This is a genomic window from Rhizobium sp. 268 (assembly GCF_036571585.1).
GTDB lineage: Bacteria > Pseudomonadota > Alphaproteobacteria > Rhizobiales > Rhizobiaceae > Rhizobium > Rhizobium redzepovicii.
In genome coordinates, this window is sequence record NZ_JAPPSO010000004.1 from 45577 (window position 1) to 66044 (window position 20468).

The following is a 20468-nucleotide window of genomic DNA, read 5'->3' on the forward strand; positions in this document are numbered from 1 at the left end:
CTCTCCCTTCACATCCCCTCTTGACATCTCGGGCGCGCCTTCTCACATCGGCGGCACTATGAAAGCCTCAGACGCAGATATCCTCATTATCCCCGGCTACACCAATTCCGGCCCGAGCCACTGGCAGAGCCGCTGGGAGGCAAAGCTCAGTACGGCGCGGCGCGTCGAACAGGCCGAATGGACAAAGCCAGTCCGCGAGGACTGGATCGCCCGGATTGCCGAGGAAGTGAACGCCTCGACCCGCCCGGTTATCCTCGTCGCCCATTCGCTCGGCGTGACCTCGGCAATCCACGCCATCCCGCATTTCCGCAAGCCGGTGGCCGGCGCCTTCTTCGTCGCCCCGCCCGATGTCGCCAATCCCGATATCCGCCCGAAGCACCTGATGACCTTCGGCCCCTACCCGCGCGATCCGCTGCCCTTCCCATCGATCACGGTGGCGAGCCGCAACGATCCGTTCGGCAGCTACGAACATGCCGACGATATCGCCAGCAGCTGGGGCTCCTTCCTCGTCGATGCCGGCGAGGCAGGACATATCAATGCCGATTCCGGCCACGGCCCCTGGCCCGAGGGCACAATGGTCTTCGCTCAGTTCCTCAGCCGGCTCTCCGCCTGATAGAGGAAACCGGCCCTTCTCGATAATTCAGAAAGTGCTTTCTAAGTCTTTCTTAATGGAATGACAGCAAACTGCACCGAGATGAAATAAGCGAGAATGCCCGTGAAGAAAGCCCATCCAGAGGCCGATGATTCCACGGCGGCTGAGGCAGGCGTCGGCAGCGTGGCGGATGACGATTCCGACCTGGCGGAACGGGAGAGCCGGTGGAACCATGCGCTCGTCGGCTCCGGCCTCGGCGTCTGGGATCACAACTATCGTCTCGACCGGAAATATTATTCGCAGACGTGGAAGACCATGCGCGGCATGGCGCCCGACGAGGAGGCCGCCGGCGACTACGATGCCTGGCTGGCCCTCGTCCATCCCGATGATCGCGATTTTGTCGTCCATGCCATCGACCGGCAAAATGCCGGCGATCCGGATTTCCAGATCTTCGAATATCGCGAGCGCCACAGGGACGGCCACTGGATGTGGATCGACTGCCGCGGCGCCTGCGTGGAATGGGACGAGAGCGGCGTGCCGACGCGCATCGTCGGCACGGATACGGATATTACCGCCCGCAAGGAGGCCGAAGATACGCTGTCGCGCCTGTCGCGCCGGCTCGACCTGGCGCTGGAGATTTCCCGCATCGGCGTCTTCGAGGCGGATATCGAGAATGACACCGTCGAATGGGACGAGCGTCTCATCGCCATTTACGGGCTGAAGGGCGCCTCGCGGCCAATCGCCAGCGACATCTGGGCAAAAAGCCTGCATCCCGACGATCGCGAGCGCGTGCTCGGCTTGTCCGATCGCAGCGTCGAAAGCGGCAGTGATTTTCAGCAGGAATACCGCATCATCCGCGGCGACGGCGCCGAGCGCGTCATCCGTGCCCGCTCGGCCTTCTTCGTCGACGGCAACGGCCACCGCAAGCTGATCGGCGCCAATTGGGACGTCACCGAGGAGGTCGCGCTCCGCAACGAGCTGCAGCGCGCCAAGGATCAGGCCGAGGCGCATAACCGCGAACTCGAAGCCGCCAAGGAGAGCATCGAGCGCCTGGCGCTGCACGATTATCTCACCAGCCTGCCGAACCGCCGCTATCTCGACAAGATGTTGGACGAGCGCTCGGCTGAATGCCGGGCCAAGGGCTTGGGCCTTGCGATCCTGCATATCGATCTCGACCGCTTCAAGCAGATCAACGATACGCTCGGCCACCGGGCCGGCGACGCCATGCTGCAGCATGCAGCAAGCGTGCTCAGAAACTCCGTCCGCGCCGCCGATTTCGTGGCCCGCATCGGCGGCGACGAATTCGTCATCCTCTGCACCGTCGATCCCGCCTCGAAGAAGATCGCCAGCCTTGCCGAACGGATCATTCGTGAATTGCGCAAACCGGTCAGATATGAGGGGCACGACTGCCGTTTCGGGGCCAGCATCGGCATTGCCGTCGACAGCGGCCCGACACTCGACGCCAAACAGATGCTGCTCGATGCCGATATCGCGCTCTATCGCGCCAAGGGCCTGGGCCGCAACCGTTTCGAATTTTTCTCCGCATCCGACCGCCGCGACGTCATCTCGGCCAAGCACCTTGCCGACGAGATCCTGATCGGCCTCGAGCGCAACGAATTCGTGCCCTTCTATCAGCTGCAGTTCGATGCCCGCACCCTTGATGTCGTCGGCGTCGAAACACTTGCCCGCTGGCAGCACCCGGTGCACGGGCTGCTGGCACCAGACCGTTTCCTCGATATCGCCGAGGATCTCGACGTCGTCTCGACCATCGACGCTCTGATCCTGGAGCGCGCCATCGCCGATCGCCGCGCCTGGATCAAGGACGGGCTGTCCGTTCCGAAGATATCAGTCAACGTTTCCGCCCGGCGGCTTGCCGATCCCGATCTCGGCAAGAAGCTCCGCGCCCTGAAGATTGCGCCCGGCACCTTCGCCTTCGAATTGCTGGAATCGATCTCGCTCGACGATTGCGATGAGGCGGTCGCCGCCAACCTGAAAAAGCTGCGCAAACTCGGCATCGACATTCAGATCGACGATTTCGGCACCGGCCATGCATCGATCGTCAGCCTGCTGCGCCTGAGCCCGAAGACGCTGAAGATCGACCGCGAGCTGATCCGGCTGCTGCCGCAATCGGCTGAGCAGCGCAAACTCGTCGGCTCGATCATCGATATCGGCCGCTCGCTGAACATCCTTGTCATTGCCGAGGGTGTCGAGACGTCAGATCATATCCGCATTCTCGAAGAACTCGACTGCGACACGCTGCAGGGCTACGCGCTCGCCCGGCCGATGCCGGCGATGCAGATCCCCTCCTTCATCCGCGCCGGCAGCTGGCGCCACGGGCAGGTCGCCGCGCGCGCCTTGCAGACGCAGCTTCGCCGCGAGCTTCGAAGCAGATCCGCCAAATAAAGACCTGCACAAGCAGCCCGCCATTTCGTCGTCATTTCACCGTATCGGAAAAGGCGCTAGACTCGTCTTGCGAATTCATTCGATTCTCTTGGCGGTATTCCGTAAAATCTGGAAACCGGGGAAGGAAGGATAGGCGGATTGTGAAACTCACTCTTTTCCTTTAAGGGGACGCCACGAGATCGATCCACTCGCGCTATCCCAAGAGCGCCAACAACAGAGAATGACCACGATGAACCGTCGCCGCCGTATCTACGAGGGCAAGGCAAAGATTCTGTATGAGGGCCCGGAACCGGGCACTTTGATCCAGTTCTTCAAGGACGATGCCACTGCCTTCAACAAGAAGAAACACGAAGTCATCGATGGCAAGGGCGTCCTCAACAACCGCATTTCCGAATATATCTTCAGCCATCTGAACAAGATCGGCATCCCCACGCATTTCATCCGCCGGCTCAACATGCGCGAGCAGCTGATCAAGGAAGTGGAGATGATCCCGCTGGAGATCGTCGTGCGCAACGTCGCCGCCGGGTCGCTCGCCAAGCGTCTCGGGATCGACGAAGGCGTGGTACTGCCGCGCTCGATCATCGAATTCTACTACAAATCCGACGCGCTCGACGATCCGATGGTCTCCGAAGAGCACATCACTGCCTTCGGCTGGGCCAATCCCGCCGAGCTCGACGACATCATGGCGCTTGCCATCCGCGTCAACGACTTCATGACCGGCCTCTTCCTCGGCGTCGGCATCCAGCTCGTCGACTTCAAGATCGAATGCGGCCGCCTATTCGAAGGCGATCTGATGCGCATCATCCTCGCCGACGAAATCTCACCGGACAGCTGCCGGCTCTGGGATATCGAGACCCACGAGAAGATGGACAAGGATCGTTTCCGCCGCGATCTCGGCGGGCTGCTCGAAGCCTATTCCGAAGTTGCGCGCCGTCTCGGCATCATCAATGAAAACGAGCCTGTGCGTGGCACCGGCCCGGTTCTGGTCAAGTAAGGCAGGAAAGACAAAGTGATCAAGGCTCGTGTCACCGTCACGCTGAAAAACGGCGTTCTCGATCCGCAGGGCAAGGCTATCGAAGGCGCGCTCGGCGCCCTCGGCTTCTCGGGCGTCGGCCACATCAGACAGGGCAAGGTCTTCGACCTGGAACTGGAAAGCACCGACAAGGCCAAGGCCGAAGCCGACCTAAAAGCCATGTGCGAGAAGCTCCTCGCCAACACGGTCATCGAGAACTACGCGATCGCGATCGACTGACGATCACCGACCCGTCGTCCGGCGGACCTTGAGGATTTGGCGTCATGACGCAGGCAAAGCTGGAGACAGACGTCTCGAAATATATGAGCTATGTTTTGCGTCATGCGCCTGAGGCCGCAGGTTTGACGCTCGATGCCGAGGGCTGGGTATCGTTGGATGAACTCGAAAAGGCGGTGACGTCGAAATACGACGTTTCCCGCGCCGATATTATCGCCGTCGTCGAAAACAATCCGAAGAAGCGCTTCACCCTTGCCGACAATAGAATTCGCGCCAATCAGGGTCATAGCGTCGACGTCGATCTCGCATTGACCCCGGTGGAACCGCCAGCGGTTCTCTATCACGGCACGTCTTCCGCCAACTGGCATTCGATCGAGCGCGAAGGCTTGAAAAAGATGCAGCGTCATCACGTTCATCTGTCGGCGGACATCGAAACCGCAAAAATCGTCGCAACGCGCCGCAAGGGTGAATATCTCATCCTGCGTGTCGATGCGGCTCGCATGTTTTCAGAGGGTCATTCTTTCTTTGTCTCCGACAATGGAGTATGGCTCGCCGAAAGCGTTCCAAATCAATATCTTTCGCCAGACGCGGGGACCCCATGAAATCAGCCGTCGTTCAACTTCCGGGCCTCAACCGCGACCGAGATATGATCGCCGCCCTGACGAAAATTTCCGGCAAGCCGCCGGTGACGATCTGGCAGACGGAAACCGAGATCCCCGATGTCGACCTGATAGTCATCCCCGGCGGTTTCTCCTATGGCGATTACCTGCGCTGCGGCGCGATCGCCGCCCGTATGCCGGTCATGCAGGCGATCATCGACAAAGCCGAAAAAGGCGTGAAGGTACTCGGCGTCTGCAACGGCTTCCAGATCCTCGTCGAGGCCGGCCTGCTGCCCGGCGCGCTGATGCGCAATGCCTCGCTGAAATTCGTCTGCCGCGAAATCAAGCTCGAAGTCGTCAATGCCGAGACGGATTTCACCCGCGCCTACGCGCAGGGCCAGATCATCCGCAGCCCGGTCGCCCATCACGACGGCAATTATTTCGCCGATGAAGCGACGCTGGCGGCAATCGAAGGCAATGGCCAGGTGGTGTTCCGCTATGCCGAGGGCACCAACCCGAACGGTTCGGTCAACGACATCGCCGCCGTCATGAACGAAAAGGGCAACGTGCTCGGCATGATGCCGCATCCCGAAAACCTGATCGAAGCCGCCCATGGCGGCTCGGATGGCCGCGGCCTGTTCGCCTCGGCGCTCGATGTCATTGCCGCCTGAAATCCTCTCATCCGGATCTGGAGCAAGATCGATGCGCCCTCGCCTTTCCGTCGCAAATGCCGCCCTGCTTGCCGCTCTCGCAGCCATGGTCGCGGCCTGCCAGTCGACGCCGGCGCCAACGGGTCCGAACCGCGCCGCGCTGCCGACGATGGAGCGCGTGGCGCTCGGCGCCAATGCCTGCTGGTTCAAGTCGGGCGATCCGGCTTTTGCCGCCTATAAGCTTGCGCCGGAGCTCAATTCCTTCTCCGGCCGCCCGCGCATCCTTCTCGTCCACAAGGGCAGCCCGGAAAGCCGACCGCTGCTCGTCGTGCAGGCCGAGGGAAGCCCGTCGCATGTCCAGGCCTTCGGTCCGATGATGTCGGAGCCGGTCGCCGGCCGCATCGCCGCCGACGTCAATCGCTGGTCCGGCGGCAGCAAGGCCTGCAGCTGATCGCGGCAATCGCTTTCCGCACCGTCAGTCCCAGAAGAACGACTTGCCGACTTCGCGCGCAGCATCGGACTGCGACACCCCGATATCCTTGAGCTCGCTCGCCGTCAGGTTTCTGAGTGCCCGACGGCCTTCCCGCTTCTGATGCCAGAGAAGCACCGCCGCCCAGACCCGACCCAAGCGCGTCGTCGCCTCGGCAGGTGCGTCGGGAACGACGATTTGTCTCCTATCCTCGTAAGAGACAATAGGTACAATCGGCATTTTGATCTCAGGCAAGGCAGACATTCCAGGAATCCTCTCGGTTATCCGTTGGAATTGACTCTTAATCTTGACATAGACAATGTGACAATATAGGCAATTGTCACCATGACAAATTGGCTTCCTGATCTTTCCCGCGGCTCCGGGCCGGTCTATCTCCGGCTCGCCGACAGCATTGAATCCGCTATTTCGAGCGGGGCCCTGCCCGCCGGCAGCAAATTGCCGCCGCAGCGCAATCTCGCTTACGATATCGGGGTGACAATCGGCACGATCGGCCGCGCCTATGCGCTGGTGCATGAGCGTGGCCTGGTCGCCGGCGAAGTCGGGCGCGGCACCTATGTGCTGAACCGCTCGGAGACCCCGCCCGGCGAACAAGCCGACCCGTTGACGGTTTCGCTCGGCAGCACCCGCCTCCGCGATGCGCCGGCAGACAAGATCCGTTTCGACACCACCGCCGCTCCCGATCTTGGCCAGGGCAAGATCATAGCGGGCATCCTTTCCGAGATCGGCGAGGAGCATCTTGCCGAAATCTCCTCCTATTCCCGGAGTTTTCCGGGCAACTGGTTCGAGGCGGGCCGCCGCTGGCTTGCCCGCAGCGGCTGGACGCCGGAAGCCGAAAACATCGTGCCGACACTCGGCGCCCACGCGGCCGCGGTCGCCGTCATCGCCGCCGTCTCGGCGCCGGGCGACAAGATCGTCTTCGAGGACCTCACCTACACGCAGGTCAGCCGCAGCGCCCGCCTGCTCGGCCGCCGCACGCTGACGGTCGATTCGGATGAAGACGGCGTGATCCCGGAGGATTTCGAGCGGCTCTGCCAGCAGCAGCATCCGAAGCTCGCCTTCCTCATGCCGACCATCCACAATCCCACCGTGACGATCATGCCCTATGAACGGCGCGCGGCAATTGCTGCAATCGCCAGGAAGCACGGCGTCTGGCTGATCGAGGACGATCTCTACGGTGGCATGGCCGACGATGACACACCGCTCATCGCCTCGCTTGCGCCCGATCGCACCTTCCTCGTCAGCGGCCTGTCGAAATCCGTCGCCGCCGGCGTGCGCGGCGGCTGGGTCGCCTGCCCGCCGCATTTTGCCCAGCGCATCAGGGTGACGCACAGGATGATCACCGGTGGCCTGCCCTTCATCCTGGCGGAAACCTGCGCACGTCTCGTCGAAAGCGGCACGGCGCACGAAATCCGCAAGCAGAGCGTCGAAGAACTCTCCCGGCGCGTCGGGCTCGCCCGCGAGCAACTGCAGGGCTTCGATTTCCAATCGCACCCGCACGCGCCCTTCCTCTGGCTGAAACTGCCGGAGCCGTGGATGTCCGGCACGTTCAAGAATGCCGCTTACCGCGATGGCGTGCTGGTCGATGACGAGGATGAGTTCAAGGCGGCGCGCGGCGAGAAAATCTATCACCGCGTTCGCATCGGCTTCTCGTCGCCCAAGTCGCAACAGGAACTGGTCTCCGGCCTGATGATCCTGCGCCGGCTGCTGGAAAACGGCGGCTCCGCCTATGATGGTGAAATATGATGTGTTGCAAATACACGTCATAAATTAGAAAAACCGCCGGGGCCTATTCGCGGTGCTTTACCGACCGAACCTCCATGCTACCTCTTTGTTATTCCCGCCTGACGCGAATCAAAGGACAGCAAATGAGGGTCGACTTCGGAAGAATCGCGTTGCGTTTTTTGAATAAGGCATCAGTGGCAGCGGTAGCCGGCACCTTGGCGGCAGGCTCGGCGAATGCCGGCGAGCAGATATTCGACGAACTGCGTTTCGGGCTCTCGACCTCGGTGCAATCTGGCCATTCCAGGGAAGACGGCGTCTTTCCCGAGATCACCGCTCTTTTCGATCCTTTCGGCTACGAGTCTTCAGTCGGCTGGCAGCAGCAGTTGTTGCACCCCCGTGTTCATCTCGGCACCTCGATCGGCACATCGGGCGAGGCCAGCCAATTCTTCACAGGCTTCACTTGGACGGTCAATTTCAACGAGAAGCTCTTTGCCGAAGCCGGCTTCGGCGGCGTCATCCACACCGGCGATCTCGAGGGCGATGATGACGGCCCGGAACTGGGCTGCCGCGTCCTCTTTCACGAATATGCAGGCGCCGGCTACCGTTTCACCCCGCATTGGAACGTGATGGCTCAGATTGCCCACTCCTCGCATGCCAATCTCTGCGACGGCCCGAACGACGGCATGACACGCGCCGGACTGCAGGTCGGCTACAAGTTCTGACCGATTGCCGCTTTGTGAAAACAGTCTGCCCGCCCTGTGAACTGACCGCCGAAGTTGGGTGTCCAACTTTGGGAGTCAGTTCACTGTGTTGACAGCGGGCTTTTTTCTGTCGCGCGCCGCCGCTACATACGCTAAAGACAGCGCAAAACGCGCCAGGGACTTTCCGCTCATGACCATTCCAAACACCATCCCGATCACGCCGGAACTCATTGCGGGCCATGGCCTGAAGCCGGACGAGTATCAGCGCATTCTGGATCTGATCGGCCGCGAACCGACCTTCACCGAGCTCGGCATCTTCTCGGCCATGTGGAACGAGCACTGCTCCTATAAATCCTCGAAGAAATGGCTGCGCACGCTGCCGACCAAAGGGCCGCGCGTCATCCAGGGCCCGGGCGAAAATGCCGGCGTCGTCGATATCGATGACGGCGATTGCGTCGTCTTCAAGATGGAGAGCCACAACCACCCCTCCTATATCGAGCCATACCAGGGGGCTGCAACCGGCGTCGGCGGCATCCTGCGCGATGTCTTCACCATGGGCGCGCGCCCGGTCGCCGCGATGAACGCCTTGCGCTTCGGCGACCCGGATCATCCGAAGACCCGCCACCTCGTTTCCGGTGTCGTCTCCGGCGTCGGCGGCTACGGCAATTCCTTTGGAGTGCCGACGGTCGGCGGCGAGGTCGAGTTCGATGCCCGCTATAACGGCAATATCCTTGTCAACGCCTTTGCAGCCGGCATCGCCAAATCCAACGCCATCTTCCTGTCCGAAGCCAAGGGCGTCGGCCTTCCGGTCGTCTATCTCGGCGCCAAGACCGGCCGCGACGGCGTCGGGGGCGCGACGATGGCCTCGGCCGAATTCGACGAATCGATCGAAGAAAAGCGCCCGACCGTGCAGGTCGGCGACCCCTTCACCGAAAAGTGCCTGCTCGAAGCCTGCCTCGAGCTGATGCAGACCGGCGCCGTCATCGCCATCCAGGATATGGGTGCGGCCGGGCTCACCTGCTCGGCCGTCGAAATGGGCGCCAAGGGCGATCTCGGCATCTTGCTCGAACTCGACAAGGTGCCGGTGCGTGAAGAGCGCATGACCGCCTATGAGATGATGCTGTCGGAAAGCCAGGAGCGTATGCTCATGGTGCTGCAGCCGGAGAAGGAACAGGAAGCCAAGGCGATCTTCGTGAAATGGGGCCTCGATTTCGCTGTCGTCGGAAAGACGACCGATGATCTGCGCTTCCGCGTCATGCATCAGGGCGAGGAAGTCGCCAACCTGCCGATCAAGGATCTCGGCGACCAGGCGCCGGAATATGATCGTCCCTGGCGCGAATCCGGCAAGCAGGCTCCGTTGCCCGCAAATCTCATCGCAGCCCCTCAGGATTACGGCCAGGCGCTGCTGCAACTCGTCGGCTCCGCCAACCAGTCGAGCCGCCGCTGGGTCTATGAGCAATATGACACGCTGATCCAGGGCAATTCGCTGCAGCTTCCGGGCGGCGATGCCGGCGTTGTGCGGGTCGACGGCCATCCGAGCAAGGCGCTCGCCTTCTCCTCCGACGTGACGCCGCGTTATGTCGAAGCCGATCCTTTCGAGGGCGGCAAGCAGGCGGTCGCCGAATGCTGGCGCAACATCACCGCAACCGGCGCCGAGCCGCTTGCCGCCACCGACAATCTGAATTTCGGCAATCCCGAAAAGCCCGAGATCATGGGCCAGTTCGTCCAGGCGGTGAAGGGTATCGGCGAGGCCTGCCGGGCGCTCGATTTCCCGATCGTCTCAGGCAACGTCTCGCTCTACAACGAGACCAACGGCGTCGCCATCCTGCCGACCCCGACGATTGCAGGCGTCGGCTTGCTGCCGGATTGGCGCAAGATGGCCCGTATCGGCGCCGCCAACGACGGCGACAAGGTGATCATGATCGGCGTCGACGGCAGCCATCTCGGCCAGTCGGTCTATCTGCGCGATGTGCTCGACAGTCGCGAAGGTCCCGCCCCCGAAGTGGATCTGTTTGCCGAACGCCGCAACGGCGATTTCGTCCGTTCCGTCATCCGCAACGGCCAGGCGACCGCCTGCCACGATATTTCCTCGGGCGGCCTTGCGGTCGCGCTCGCCGAAATGGTCATGGCATCGGACAAGGGTCTGGCGATCGATCTCGGCGAAGGCAAGGGTGCGCCGCATGCGCTGCTCTTCGGTGAGGATCAGGCGCGCTACGTGCTGACGATCCCGGCCGATGTCGCCGATTTCGTCTGCGCCAATGCCGAAGGTGCGGGCGTTCCGTTCCGCCGCCTCGGAACGGTCGGAGGGACGGCTCTTACCGTCGGCGATCTCATCTCGCTGCCGATTCAGCAATTGCGCGAAGCCCATGAATCGTGGTTCCCTGATTTCATGGAAGGCCGCGGCGAACTGGCCGCGGAATGATGCGCAAGGAGTAACGATCATGGCCATGAAACCCGGCGATATCGAAGACATGATCAAGGCTGGGATTCCCGGTGCAAAGGTGACGATCCGCGATCTGGCGGGCGACGGCGATCACTACGCCGCCGAAGTCGTCGCCGAAGCCTTCCGCGGCAAGAGCCGCGTGCAGCAACACCAGATGGTCTACGAGGCGCTGAAGGGCAATATGGGCGGCGTCCTGCACGCGCTGGCGCTGCAGACCTCGGCGCCGGATTGACCGGCTGCCGTTGGTCGGTTGAAAGTTTGCGATGAACCGGCCCGGCAGGAAGACTTACTTTCTGCCGGGCTTTTTCGCCGACGCGCGGTGATTCCAACTCACCAAAGCGTGTGGACTTAATGGCGCGCCCTGTCTCAACTTCCCTCATTCCTGTGCTCGTCACAGGAATCTAGCAACCGCGCGTCGGCGCTGTGAATGACTCACCTGTTTCGAAGGAAAGAGTTTTCCGCGCCTAAGGACTTGGGCGCACTCGATTCCTGTGACGAGCACAGGAATGAGGAGTGCAGGGCAGCGGGCCTACCCTAAGTCGAGCACTTCACGTGAGAACTGCTCTTACCTTCTGAAAAGGTTCGACGTGTCTCCCAGCATCTCGCTACCCTGATACCACAGCCCTCAGCCTGGCATCCTCTCAGCGTCTGGGCTGGCAAACACCAAGGCGGGCATCGGACCCGACGTCATCAGCGTAAAATCGAAGGGCGCCTTGAGATCGGGGCCCAGCACATATTGGCGGTGGACGCGCAGCTGGTCCTTGCGGATCCTGCGGTAGCGCTCGCGCGTCAGCATCTGCTTGACGCGAATCTGGATCATCTTTGCCGAAGGTGCATCCGCATGGCCGGCAACGGCGACGACCGGCACCTTGTAGAAATTGATCGAATCCGTCAGGCACTGCACGTCGAGCCAGGAAATCTCCGGACAGCGGGCGATCAAGCCGACGCGGGCGCGAAGCAGCGTCGCCGTCGACAGCAGCGCACATTGCAGGATGGCGCTGCCGAGGGTGGCGAACACCACGCGCTTGCCCTTGAAGATCTCCGGCTCCCTTTCCAGCAATATACCGATGACATGGGCGGCAACGCTCGATCCCATGCTGTGCGAGGAGATCACATATTCCTCCGCCTCCTCAGCCAGCGCCTTGCGCACGGCAGCGGCCCGATCTTCCAGCCAGCGGTTGAAATCGGCCCGGTCCATGCGGCCGAGCGCAACCGCCATTTTCCAATCGGCAAAAAGATGCAGCGTGTGAAAGCGTTCGGAAAACGGCAGGAAGGCGAAGATGAAGAAGCAGAGCGCGAGCGGCCCGCTCCAGAGCATGTGCCAGGGCGAAAAGCCGAGACTATAGGGCATGATGGCGATCTGCGCCGTTAACGCGATCGCCAGCGCCGTCAGCAGGAACGGAAAGAGGAAGAACAGTCCGAAGCGCCAGGCGTGGCGGAAATATCCGCGCATGCCGCCGTCCAGCACGATCTGGGCGCAACTGCGGAACCCCACGATGATCTGGCTCAGCGTATTACCGCTGCGCAGCCGGCCTACCAGCACGTCGTGATCGACCATGTGGATCCGGCTCTTCGTCTGCCACCCAGGGGAATCGGTCCCTGCCTCAGGCGCCGCGCCGCCGGCTGCCTCAGGTGCCGCGTCGCCACCGCCCGTCGTGACCTCGAAACAGAGCGGATCGTTTCCCGCCGACGCACCCACGTCGATCGAATAGCCCCAGACGGCAGCGCTCTGTTTGGCAGAACGCTCGTAGCGCGCCCTGTGGGCGGCGCCATCGAGCGGCTCGAAGCCGGGGAAATGCACGACGACCCGCGTCTCGATGAGTTTCATTCCACCTTCCAGCCGGCCAAATGGCCGGCATGTTGCTGCGATCCGATTGCTCCGCCGCAAATATCGGCAAAAAAGCAGTCCTGGTCTCGAAGCCGTCTTGCTAACCGAACTCTTCCGGAATTCAATAGCAGGCATGTCATTTCCACCACGAACGGAGGGGTTTTGTGGCCGATCTAGTCAAAGAATTGATATCAGGCGTCGTCGACAGCGTGCTGAAGGAAATCCTGAAGAAAACCACCGGTCGCGCCACGACGAAGCGCAAGAAGCGTAAGACGCGCAGTTCGTCGACGACGGCTGCAGCGCGCAAACCAGCCTCGACCGCCCGCAAGACGGCTGCGGCGACACGCAAGCCCGCCCGCAAACAGGTCAGCAAGCGCCGGACCGCCGCCGGCCGCAGCCGCCAGCGCCGCAGCTAGCTGGCAGTTGGTGCCTTTGCCGGCGCCGACCTTGCAGATTTTCATATCCCGCGCCGGCTCGATGCCGCGGCAACAAAAGCCGGCGCGCCTGTGCCGATGTCAAACGGATTGTCACGATGGAGCGCGGCGCATCTGCCTCCACAAGGTCTTTGGGGGCCCGGACCGATGAAACGCATTCTAGAAATCGTCCTCGCGGCGCTGGTTGCGATCTGTCTTATTGCCGTTGTCGGCATTTACGCCTTGTCGGAGATGCGCCTTTCCAGGACCTATGAGGTGGCGGCCGCGGATTTTACCGTCAAGACGACGCTGCCCGCTGAGGAAGCCGAACGCCGCGCCCGCACGCTGATGTGCGGCGGCTGTCATCACGATGCCGGCTACATCCTGCTCGACGAGCCGGGCGTCGGTCGCATCGTCGCGCCGAACCTGACCCGTCTGGCGCCTATGTACAGTGATGCAGAACTCGTGCGCCTCATCCGCCATGGCGTCAAGAAGGACCGCACCGGCGCCGTGATCATGCCGGCTGGCAATTTCGCCAATATCACCGACGACGACATGGCAGCACTCATCGCCTGGCTGCGCAGCCTGAAGCAACTTCCCGACGCCGTGGCGGGAGGAACGCAATGGGGACCGCTCGGCCGAGTAGGCCTGGCGCTCGACAAGATTCCCTTCGAGGCCGATCTGGTGCCCGCCGACCTCACCCCCGCCGCCACGCGCCCGGCCGATATCGGTGAATATGCCTTCAGAACCGACTGCAGTCATTGTCACAATCTCGATACGGCAAAGCAGTCCGAAGCTTTTCTCGCTCCGGCACTGAAGCCCTTGGCGCAATCCTATTCGGCTGCGGATTTCAAGACGCTGCTGCGGACCGGCAAGGGTATCGGAGGACGCGATCTCGGCGTGATGACGCAGGTCTCGCAATGGGATTTCCGCTATTTCACGGATATCGAAATCGAACAGATTCAGGCCTATCTCACCCGGCAACCGTAACGCGACGGCAACAATGCCGGAGTGGTCTGACCAAATTGTCTTTTTTTGATTGGGGCGGCTGGAATTCCTGCCGTCGCATGCTATCTAAAGGCAACGATTGAAACGGCGGGCCTTTAACCCGCCTGTTGAAAGGATCAGGTCCCATGAGCGGCATTCACGAATTCATCGACAACGAAATCAAGAGCAACGACGTCGTCCTCTTCATGAAGGGCACGCCGCAGTTTCCGCAGTGCGGTTTCTCCGGACAGGTCGTGCAGATTCTCGATTATATCGGTGTCGACTACAAAGGCGTCAACGTGCTCGCCGATTCGGAGATCCGCCAAGGGATCAAGGAATATTCCAACTGGCCGACGATCCCGCAGCTCTACATCAAGGGTGAGTTTGTCGGCGGCTGCGATATCGTCCGGGAAATGTTCCAGGCCGGTGAGCTGCAGCAGCATCTCCAGGAAAACGGCATCACCGTGCGCGGCGCCGCCTGACCGGTCACCGGGCGTCCGCCCGGTTTCCAAATCTGTAATCTCGAGACCGAGGCGCTGCGGCTAGCAGCGCCTTAGCCTGTTTATGGGAATTTCATTGTGACAGATTCATCACAAGCCGTGTCCGCGGGCCGCTTGCCCATGGGCAAGCGAGAATTTATCGCGCTCGCTGCCTTCCTGATGGCCGTCAACTCTCTGGCGATCGACATCATGCTGCCGGCTCTGCAGCAGATCGGTGCGAGCCTCGGCGTCGAGAGCGAAAATCATCGCCAGTTCGTTGTCTCAACCTATCTGCTCGGCTTCGGCTGCGCCCAGTTGTTCTACGGCCCGCTGTCTGACCGCTTCGGTCGCCGCACGCCGCTGTTGATCGGTCTCGTCATCTACATTCTCTCCGCCATCAGTATCGTTTTCGTCCCCTCCTTCGCAGGCTTGCTTGCCCTGCGCTTCGTCCAGGGCGTCGGTTCGGCGGCAACCCGCGTCATCACCGTCTCCATTGTCCGCGACATCTATGGCGGCCGGCAGATGGCCGAAGTCATGTCGCTGATCATGATGGTCTTCATGATCGTGCCGGTGATTGCACCAGGCACCGGCCAGATCGTCATGTTCTTCGGCAACTGGCACCTGATCTTCCTCTTCATCGCCGCCATGGCGACTGGTATCGCCGTCTGGGCCTATCTTCGCCTGCCGGAAACCCTGCATCCCACCAATGTCCGCCCCTTCACCGCCCGCTCGATCTTCGGCGCTTTCAAGCTGGTGCTGACCAATCGCATCGCGCTTTGCTACACCATCGCCAGCACCTTCATCTTCGGCGCGCTGTTCGGCTTCATCAATTCGGCCCAGCAGGTCTATGTCGGCATCTACGATCTCGGCGTCTATTTCCCCTTCGCCTTTGCCGGCGTGGCGATCTTCATGTCGCTGTCGTCCTTTTTCAACTCACGCTTCGTCGGCAAGCTGGGCATGCGCCGCCTGTCGCACGGCTCGCTCATCGGTTTCATCACCATCAACACCATCTGGCTGATCGTCCAGATGGCGAGTTCCGAGCCGATGCCTTTCGCTCTGTTCATCTCCTTCTTCGGCATTGCCATGTTCCAGTTCGGCTGGATCGGCTCGAACTTCAACTCGCTCGCCATGGAGCCGCTCGGCCACGTCGCCGGCACCGCCTCTTCTGTCCTCGGCTTCATGAGCACGGTCGGCGGCGCCCTCATCGGCGCCGGCATCGGCCAGGCTTTCGATGGCACTGCGCTGCCGATGGTCGCCGGTTATTTCATCGTATCGATCATCGGGCTGATCGTCGTGCTGATCGCCGAAAAGGGCCGCCTCTTCCAACAGCAGAATCCTGCCGTCTGAACGGCCGACCTCCTCCGCATCCAGGATTTCACCACATGACGCCGCCGCATAAGCCGCACCAGGAAAACCAGGGCTCCCGTCGCATCGGCATGGGTTTCGGCGAGTTCGTCGTCACCATCGCCATCATGACCGCCAGCATCGCCATGGCCATCGACAGCATGCTGCCGGCATTGCCCAATATCGGCCATTCCCTCGGCGTCACCAATACCAATGACGCGCAGCTGATCATCGGCGTGTTTTTTCTCGGCTTCGGCGTTTCGCAGATATTCTTCGGCAGCCTGTCGGATACGTTCGGCCGCCGCAACATCCTGCTCGGCGGCCTGGTTTGCTACGTGATCGGCATGTTTGCCGCCGCAGCAACCGGCAGCTTCGAAATGCTGCTCATCATGCGTTTCGTTCAGGGTGTGGGTGGTGCGGCGGTGCGCATCACCACGATGGCCATCGTCCGCGATTGTTTCGGCGGCCGCGAGATGGCCCGTGTCATGTCCTATGTCATGATCGTCTTCATGATCGTGCCGATCGTCGCCCCTTCCGTCGGCCAGCTCATCATCCTTTATGCCAACTGGCACTGGATCTTCATCCTGCTCGGCGTCACCGCCACCATCCTGTTCGTCTGGGCCCTTCTGCGGCTGAAGGAATCGCTGCCGCCGGAAGAGCGCCTGCCGCTGTCGGTCGGTTCCGTCGTCGACGGCTTCAAGACCGTGCTTACCAACCGCATCACCTGCGGCTACATGATCGGCCTCACGATGTTCACCGGCGTCATCAGCGCCTATGTGATTTCGGTGCAGCAGGTTTTCGGCGAGGTCTATGGCCTCGGCGACTGGCTGCCGATCGCCTTTGCGGCGACCGCCGGCGGCATCGCCGTTGCCAATTTCGCCAACGGCTTCTTCGTCCGCAAATTCGGCATGCGCCGCATCTCGCACGCCGCTTTGCTGATCTTCACGGCGCTGTCGGCTGTCGGCTTCTTCATTTCGCTGGCCGCCAAACCGGACTTCGCCGTCGCCTACAGCATCTTCACCATCGTGCTGATGATGTTTGCCGTCATCGCCACCAATTTCACCGCCATCAGCCTTGAACCTATGGGCAATCTCGCCGGCACCGCCACCGCCGTCACCGGCTTCGTCTCAACAACATTCGGAGCCATTCTCGGCGGCCTGGTCGGCCAGATGTTCAACGGCACGGTCCAGCCCCTCTTCGGCGGCTTTGCGCTGTTCGGGGTGGTGACGATCGCCGCCACCCTCTGGGCTGAAAACGGCAAGCTCTTCACCCACCCGGGCGATAGCCCACAATTGGATCCGGGTGCCGCCCACTTCTGACGGTGACAACTATCTTAGGCAGTGCGCGAAAGGCATGACGATGAACGACCCGGTTCTGATCAGGCCTTACGCGCCAAGCGACGCGGACGCGACGATTGAGATCTTTCTGCGCGCCATCCGGGAGGTCTCGTCGAAAGACTATTCGCCTGCTCAAATCGAAGCTTGGGCAAAGGTCGAAGATCGCGGTCTTTGGGCGGAGCGAAGGATAAGCAGGCCAGCCTAGGTCGCGGAAATCGATGGAGTGCCGGTGGGCTTTTCCGATCTGACCGGCGACGGATGTCTGGACATGATGTTCGTCCACCTGAGTTCCAGGGACTCCGAATAGCAAGCCTCCTCTTAAGCAGGGTGGAGGAGCAAGCTCTGAAGCTCGGCTTCAAGCGAATTTATACGGAAGCCAGCAGAACCGCCCGCCCGTTTTTCGAACGCAAGGGTTTCCGTGTGATAGCCAGGCAAACCGTCGAGAAACGTGGGCAAAGCCTGGAGAATTTCCTTATGGAAAAGCTCTACGCGGAATAGGGTGAGCCACCGATACGCGTCATCGAACGAAGCCGGCAGTCCCCGTCGCAGGCTGCCTCAGCAAAATCAGCGTCCTGCGGCCGGTTGCACGCCTTCAGACCGTGACGACCTCACGGCGCAGCAGCTCCCATGAGGCCTTGTCGGGCGCAACCAGCAGCCCGCCATCGAGATGGTGCGGCAGGTACGGAGAACCGTCGAAACGCGCGACATAGGCGCCGGCCTCCTGCGAGATCAGCGTGCCGGCCAGATGATCCCAGGGCATCAACTTGTTGTATATGAGGTAATGCACATGGCCGCCCGCAAGGGTGCGGTATTCATGGGCCGCACAGCGGTAGTTGGTGAGAAAACGCACCTTGGCGAGATTGCCGAGGATCTCGGCACGCTTCTCCTGCGGCAGGTAGCCTGTCGAGGCCATGCCGACCATCTGGTCGAGCGCGACAGGCTCTGCCGCGCGCAGCCGCCGTGCTTCGCCATCCGGCCGCCGCAGCCAGGCGCCGGCGCCCTTTTCCGCCATCACCCAATCATCGCCCATCGGATCGTAGATGATGCCGGCAATCGTCTCGCCACCTGAAATGACTGAGGCCATGACGCCGAAGGCCGGGATGCCGGCGGCGAAATTGAACGTGCCGTCGACCGGGTCGACGACGATGGCGAGATCTGCATCTGCGAGCCTGCCGAGCAATGCGGGCTCGGCTGCGACCGATTCTTCGCCGAGGAACAGCGCCTGCGGCCAGAGCCGCTCCGCTTCCGCCTTGATCATCCGCTCGGCCTGCTCATCGGCCTCGGTGACGAGATCGGTCGCCTCGCTCTTGGCGCGCACCTCGTCCTGGCCGAGCCGGCGGAAGCGCGGCAGGATTTCCGTCTTCGCCGCGCGGCGCAACAGGTCGGCAAGAACGGTCACGTCGACAGTCGCAGTCATGTCAAATCCTTTCGGTCCGGCCTCTTAGTGAGGAGCTAAATCAGATGCCGATGATCTCGCGGCGGATCAGCTGCCAGCTTTCCCTGTCGGGTGCGGAGATGATGCCGCCCGTCGTCTCACCGGGGCGATAAGGCGTGCCGTCGAATTTCGCCGTATGGCCACCCGCCTCCTGATGTGCGAGCACGCCAGCCAGGTGATCCCAGGGCATCAGCTTCGCATGGCCGATGAAATGCAGCTTGCCGGAGGCGACCATCCAATATTCATAGGCCGAGCAGTTGAAAGCGAAGGTCATTTTGATCTTCGCCATGTTGGCTGCGATGCGCGAGCGATCCGGGTCATCCATATGACCCCAAGAGATGCCGCCGACCATCTGGCTCAAGGAGGCGGGCTCCGCCACCCTCAGTCTGTTCGATTGCCCGTCCTGCCGCGTCAGGAAAGCGCCCGCTCCCTTGATCGCCGTCACTGTATCGCCAAGGACGGGATCATGTATGATGCCGGCGACCGTCTCGCCCCTGATGGTGACCGCCAGCATCGTCCCGAAGACCGGAAGTCCGGCGGCGAAATTGAAGGTGCCGTCCACAGGATCGATGACGAAGGCGAGCTCGGCATCGGCAAGGGCCGGCACGACGGACCGGTCGGCGTCATAGGCTTCCTCGCCGACGACGAGGGCTGCGGGAAAGCGCTCTTTCAGCGCCGCGGTAATCCTGTGTTCGGCGAGCAAATCCGCCTGCGTCACCACGTCGATTGCCGAGGTCTTTTCCGAAACGTCGGCAGTGCCGAGATTGCGGAAACGCGGCAAGATTTCCACGCGCGCCGCCTCCTTCACGCAATCGCCGAGAAAGAGAATATCCTGATCTGCAATGGTCATGCGAATTCCTGCGCTTCATCCAATAGCCAGCTGCTTAGCCGGACTTTCATGAAGGATCGGTGACACCAAGGGTGGAAAAGTCGAAGAGTTTCGGATCGAGCAGATGCGACGGGTTCACATGCGAAAGCGCCCGCAGCATCGTGTCCTTGCGCCCCGGCATGCGCCGCTCGATATCGGCAAGCATATCCTTCATTGCATTGCGCTGCAGCCCATCCTGCGAGCCGCAGAGATCGCAGGGAATGATCGGAAACTGCATGGCAACGGCGAACTTAGCGAGGTCGTCCTCGGCAGCATAGGCAAGCGGGCGAAGCACCATAAGGTCGCCCTCATCGTTCAAAAGCTTCGCCGGCATGGAGGCTAGCCGTCCGCCGTGGAAGAAGTTCATGAAGAAGGTTTCGAGAATGTCCTCGCGGTGGTGGCCAAGCACCAGCGCATCGCAGCCCTCTTCCCGGGCGACGCGATAGAGATTGCCGCGCCGCAGCCGCGAACAGAGCGAGCAATAGGTCGCACCTTCCGGCACCTTCTCCTTCACGATCGAATAGGTATCCCGATACTCGATGCGGTGCGGCACGCCGATGCTTGTAAGATAATCCGGCAGCACATGTTTGGGAAAGTTCGGCTGGCCCTGATCGAGATTGCAGGCAATGAGTTCGACCGGCAGCAGCCCGCGCCATTGCAGGTCGAGCAGCAGCGCCAGCAGCCCGTAGGAATCCTTGCCGCCGGAAAGGCCGACCAGCCAGCGCTTCTGTCCCTTCAGCATATCGAAATCGTCGAAGGCCTGGCGCACCTGCCTGAGCAGCCGCTTGCGCAGCTTGTTGAAGGAGACCGAGTGCGGCGCATCGGCAAACAGCGCATGGCCGACGCGGCCGTTGGCTTCGCCGTTTTCCAGATCATTCGCAATATTGGCTGCGATATTCATTGCGTCGTCCCATCGAGGTCTGTCTGC

The 20468-nt window shown here is 61.6% G+C and carries 21 protein-coding genes and 1 pseudogene; 17 read left to right on the forward strand and 5 right to left on the reverse strand.

What is annotated here, in order from left to right; translation table 11 throughout:
- Positions 1 to 58 precede the first annotated feature (58 nt).
- The 7 genes from OS035_RS08940 to OS035_RS08970 all read left to right on the forward strand — a co-directional run bounded on the left by OS035_RS08940 (position 59) and on the right by OS035_RS08970 (position 5944).
- Positions 59 to 613: an RBBP9/YdeN family alpha/beta hydrolase gene (locus tag OS035_RS08940; protein WP_097628610.1), complete on the forward strand. Its 555-nt coding sequence runs from the start codon at positions 59 to 61 to the stop codon at positions 611 to 613.
- A 96-nt stretch (positions 614 to 709) separates the two neighbouring features.
- Entirely contained in the window at positions 710 to 2995 is a 2286-nt protein-coding gene (locus OS035_RS08945; RefSeq protein ID WP_097628609.1) for a putative bifunctional diguanylate cyclase/phosphodiesterase, read from the forward strand.
- 229 nt (positions 2996 to 3224) lie between these two features.
- Positions 3225 to 3989, forward strand: a complete 765-nt coding sequence (purC, locus tag OS035_RS08950) for a phosphoribosylaminoimidazolesuccinocarboxamide synthase (protein ID WP_003568927.1) — start codon at positions 3225 to 3227, stop codon at positions 3987 to 3989.
- Positions 3990 to 4004: 15 nt separating this feature from the next.
- Positions 4005 to 4247, forward strand: coding sequence for a phosphoribosylformylglycinamidine synthase subunit PurS (gene purS, locus OS035_RS08955; RefSeq protein ID WP_003568928.1), 243 nt, complete (start codon positions 4005 to 4007; stop codon positions 4245 to 4247).
- A 44-nt stretch (positions 4248 to 4291) separates the two neighbouring features.
- The gene (locus OS035_RS08960; RefSeq protein WP_097628608.1) at positions 4292 to 4846 is read left to right on the forward strand and encodes an RNA 2'-phosphotransferase; all 555 of its coding nucleotides are present in this window, start codon (positions 4292 to 4294) and stop codon (positions 4844 to 4846) included.
- Entirely contained in the window at positions 4843 to 5514 is a 672-nt protein-coding gene (purQ, locus tag OS035_RS08965) for a phosphoribosylformylglycinamidine synthase subunit PurQ (protein WP_003586242.1), read from the forward strand. Before OS035_RS08960 ends, purQ begins: the two co-directional genes overlap by 4 nt.
- Positions 5515 to 5545: 31 nt before the next feature.
- Positions 5546 to 5944, forward strand: coding sequence for a hypothetical protein (locus OS035_RS08970; protein ID WP_097628607.1), 399 nt, complete (start codon positions 5546 to 5548; stop codon positions 5942 to 5944).
- A 24-nt stretch (positions 5945 to 5968) separates the two neighbouring features.
- Here OS035_RS08970 and OS035_RS08975 read toward each other — a convergent pair whose 3' ends face one another.
- A complete protein-coding gene (locus tag OS035_RS08975) occupies positions 5969 to 6226 on the reverse strand; it encodes a DUF1127 domain-containing protein (protein ID WP_097628606.1) in 258 nt (85 codons plus the stop codon).
- Between the two features lie 81 nt (positions 6227 to 6307).
- On the opposite strand from OS035_RS08975, the gene OS035_RS08980 reads away from it, so the two are divergent.
- The 4 genes from OS035_RS08980 (at position 6308) to OS035_RS08995 (ending at position 11081) form a co-directional block, all read left to right on the forward strand.
- Positions 6308 to 7726, forward strand: a complete 1419-nt coding sequence (locus OS035_RS08980; protein ID WP_097628605.1) for an aminotransferase-like domain-containing protein — start codon at positions 6308 to 6310, stop codon at positions 7724 to 7726.
- Between the two features lie 122 nt (positions 7727 to 7848).
- On the forward strand, positions 7849 to 8427 hold the full coding sequence (locus OS035_RS08985) for an acyloxyacyl hydrolase (RefSeq protein WP_183781854.1): 579 nt from the start codon (positions 7849 to 7851) through the stop codon (positions 8425 to 8427).
- 169 nt (positions 8428 to 8596) lie between these two features.
- The gene (gene purL / locus OS035_RS08990) at positions 8597 to 10828 is read left to right on the forward strand and encodes a phosphoribosylformylglycinamidine synthase subunit PurL (protein ID WP_097628603.1); all 2232 of its coding nucleotides are present in this window, start codon (positions 8597 to 8599) and stop codon (positions 10826 to 10828) included.
- 19 nt (positions 10829 to 10847) lie between these two features.
- Entirely contained in the window at positions 10848 to 11081 is a 234-nt protein-coding gene (locus tag OS035_RS08995) for a BolA/IbaG family iron-sulfur metabolism protein (RefSeq protein WP_004676237.1), read from the forward strand.
- A gap of 393 nt (positions 11082 to 11474) precedes the next feature.
- On the opposite strand, the gene OS035_RS09000 is transcribed toward OS035_RS08995, so the two are convergent.
- Positions 11475 to 12677: a hypothetical protein gene (locus OS035_RS09000; protein WP_097628602.1), complete on the reverse strand. Its 1203-nt coding sequence runs from the start codon at positions 12675 to 12677 to the stop codon at positions 11475 to 11477.
- 164 nt (positions 12678 to 12841) lie between these two features.
- Here OS035_RS09000 and OS035_RS09005 point away from each other — a divergent pair, with 164 nt between their 5' ends.
- The 6 genes and pseudogenes from OS035_RS09005 (at position 12842) to OS035_RS09030 (ending at position 17735) form a co-directional block, all read left to right on the forward strand.
- A complete protein-coding gene (locus OS035_RS09005) occupies positions 12842 to 13093 on the forward strand; it encodes a hypothetical protein (protein WP_097628601.1) in 252 nt (83 codons plus the stop codon).
- A gap of 165 nt (positions 13094 to 13258) precedes the next feature.
- Positions 13259 to 14080 carry a c-type cytochrome gene (locus OS035_RS09010; protein WP_097628600.1) on the forward strand — a complete coding sequence of 274 codons (822 nt, stop codon included), beginning with the start codon at positions 13259 to 13261 and terminating at the stop codon, positions 14078 to 14080.
- Positions 14081 to 14223: 143 nt separating this feature from the next.
- A complete protein-coding gene (grxD, locus tag OS035_RS09015; RefSeq protein ID WP_003586231.1) occupies positions 14224 to 14559 on the forward strand; it encodes a Grx4 family monothiol glutaredoxin in 336 nt (111 codons plus the stop codon).
- Positions 14560 to 14697: 138 nt separating this feature from the next.
- Positions 14698 to 15903: a multidrug effflux MFS transporter gene (locus OS035_RS09020; protein WP_331813621.1), complete on the forward strand. Its 1206-nt coding sequence runs from the start codon at positions 14698 to 14700 to the stop codon at positions 15901 to 15903.
- Between the two features lie 35 nt (positions 15904 to 15938).
- The gene (locus OS035_RS09025) at positions 15939 to 17219 is read left to right on the forward strand and encodes a multidrug effflux MFS transporter (RefSeq protein WP_097628598.1); all 1281 of its coding nucleotides are present in this window, start codon (positions 15939 to 15941) and stop codon (positions 17217 to 17219) included.
- A gap of 40 nt (positions 17220 to 17259) precedes the next feature.
- Positions 17260 to 17735: pseudogene (locus OS035_RS09030) on the forward strand (GNAT family N-acetyltransferase).
- A 94-nt stretch (positions 17736 to 17829) separates the two neighbouring features.
- Here the strand turns inward: OS035_RS09030 and OS035_RS09035 are convergent.
- From OS035_RS09035 to ttcA, 3 genes are read right to left on the reverse strand one after another with little or no spacing between them, the layout of a single operon-like run.
- Positions 17830 to 18654, reverse strand: a complete 825-nt coding sequence (locus OS035_RS09035; protein ID WP_097628597.1) for an inositol monophosphatase family protein — start codon at positions 18652 to 18654, stop codon at positions 17830 to 17832.
- Positions 18655 to 18694: 40 nt separating this feature from the next.
- Entirely contained in the window at positions 18695 to 19522 is an 828-nt protein-coding gene (locus tag OS035_RS09040) for an inositol monophosphatase family protein (RefSeq protein WP_097628596.1), read from the reverse strand.
- A 46-nt stretch (positions 19523 to 19568) separates the two neighbouring features.
- A complete protein-coding gene (ttcA, locus tag OS035_RS09045; RefSeq protein WP_331813622.1) occupies positions 19569 to 20441 on the reverse strand; it encodes a tRNA 2-thiocytidine(32) synthetase TtcA in 873 nt (290 codons plus the stop codon).
- Positions 20442 to 20468: the final 27 nt, after the last annotated feature.

Excerpts from the sequence above, each read along its gene's own strand:
- OS035_RS09035 (WP_097628597.1), bottom strand. The coding sequence starts at position 18,654 with ATGACTGCGACTGTCGACGTGACCGTTCTTGCCGACCTGTTGCGCCGC.
- purL (WP_097628603.1), top strand. The coding sequence starts at position 8,597 with ATGACCATTCCAAACACCATCCCGATCACGCCGGAACTCATTGCGGGC.
- OS035_RS09020 (WP_331813621.1), top strand. The coding sequence starts at position 14,698 with ATGGGCAAGCGAGAATTTATCGCGCTCGCTGCCTTCCTGATGGCCGTC.
- purC (WP_003568927.1), top strand. The coding sequence starts at position 3,225 with ATGAACCGTCGCCGCCGTATCTACGAGGGCAAGGCAAAGATTCTGTAT.
- OS035_RS09000 (WP_097628602.1), bottom strand. The coding sequence starts at position 12,677 with ATGAAACTCATCGAGACGCGGGTCGTCGTGCATTTCCCCGGCTTCGAG.
- OS035_RS08975 (WP_097628606.1), bottom strand. The coding sequence starts at position 6,226 with ATGTCTGCCTTGCCTGAGATCAAAATGCCGATTGTACCTATTGTCTCT.
- ttcA (WP_331813622.1), bottom strand. The coding sequence starts at position 20,441 with ATGAATATCGCAGCCAATATTGCGAATGATCTGGAAAACGGCGAAGCC.
- OS035_RS09040 (WP_097628596.1), bottom strand. The coding sequence starts at position 19,522 with ATGACCATTGCAGATCAGGATATTCTCTTTCTCGGCGATTGCGTGAAG.
- OS035_RS08940 (WP_097628610.1), top strand. The coding sequence starts at position 59 with ATGAAAGCCTCAGACGCAGATATCCTCATTATCCCCGGCTACACCAAT.
- OS035_RS08970 (WP_097628607.1), top strand. The coding sequence starts at position 5,546 with ATGCGCCCTCGCCTTTCCGTCGCAAATGCCGCCCTGCTTGCCGCTCTC.
- OS035_RS09010 (WP_097628600.1), top strand. The coding sequence starts at position 13,259 with ATGAAACGCATTCTAGAAATCGTCCTCGCGGCGCTGGTTGCGATCTGT.
- OS035_RS09025 (WP_097628598.1), top strand. The coding sequence starts at position 15,939 with ATGACGCCGCCGCATAAGCCGCACCAGGAAAACCAGGGCTCCCGTCGC.
- OS035_RS08995 (WP_004676237.1), top strand. The coding sequence starts at position 10,848 with ATGGCCATGAAACCCGGCGATATCGAAGACATGATCAAGGCTGGGATT.
- OS035_RS08960 (WP_097628608.1), top strand. The coding sequence starts at position 4,292 with ATGACGCAGGCAAAGCTGGAGACAGACGTCTCGAAATATATGAGCTAT.
- purQ (WP_003586242.1), top strand. The coding sequence starts at position 4,843 with ATGAAATCAGCCGTCGTTCAACTTCCGGGCCTCAACCGCGACCGAGAT.
- grxD (WP_003586231.1), top strand. The coding sequence starts at position 14,224 with ATGAGCGGCATTCACGAATTCATCGACAACGAAATCAAGAGCAACGAC.
- OS035_RS08985 (WP_183781854.1), top strand. The coding sequence starts at position 7,849 with ATGAGGGTCGACTTCGGAAGAATCGCGTTGCGTTTTTTGAATAAGGCA.
- OS035_RS08945 (WP_097628609.1), top strand. The coding sequence starts at position 710 with ATGCCCGTGAAGAAAGCCCATCCAGAGGCCGATGATTCCACGGCGGCT.
- OS035_RS08980 (WP_097628605.1), top strand. The coding sequence starts at position 6,308 with ATGACAAATTGGCTTCCTGATCTTTCCCGCGGCTCCGGGCCGGTCTAT.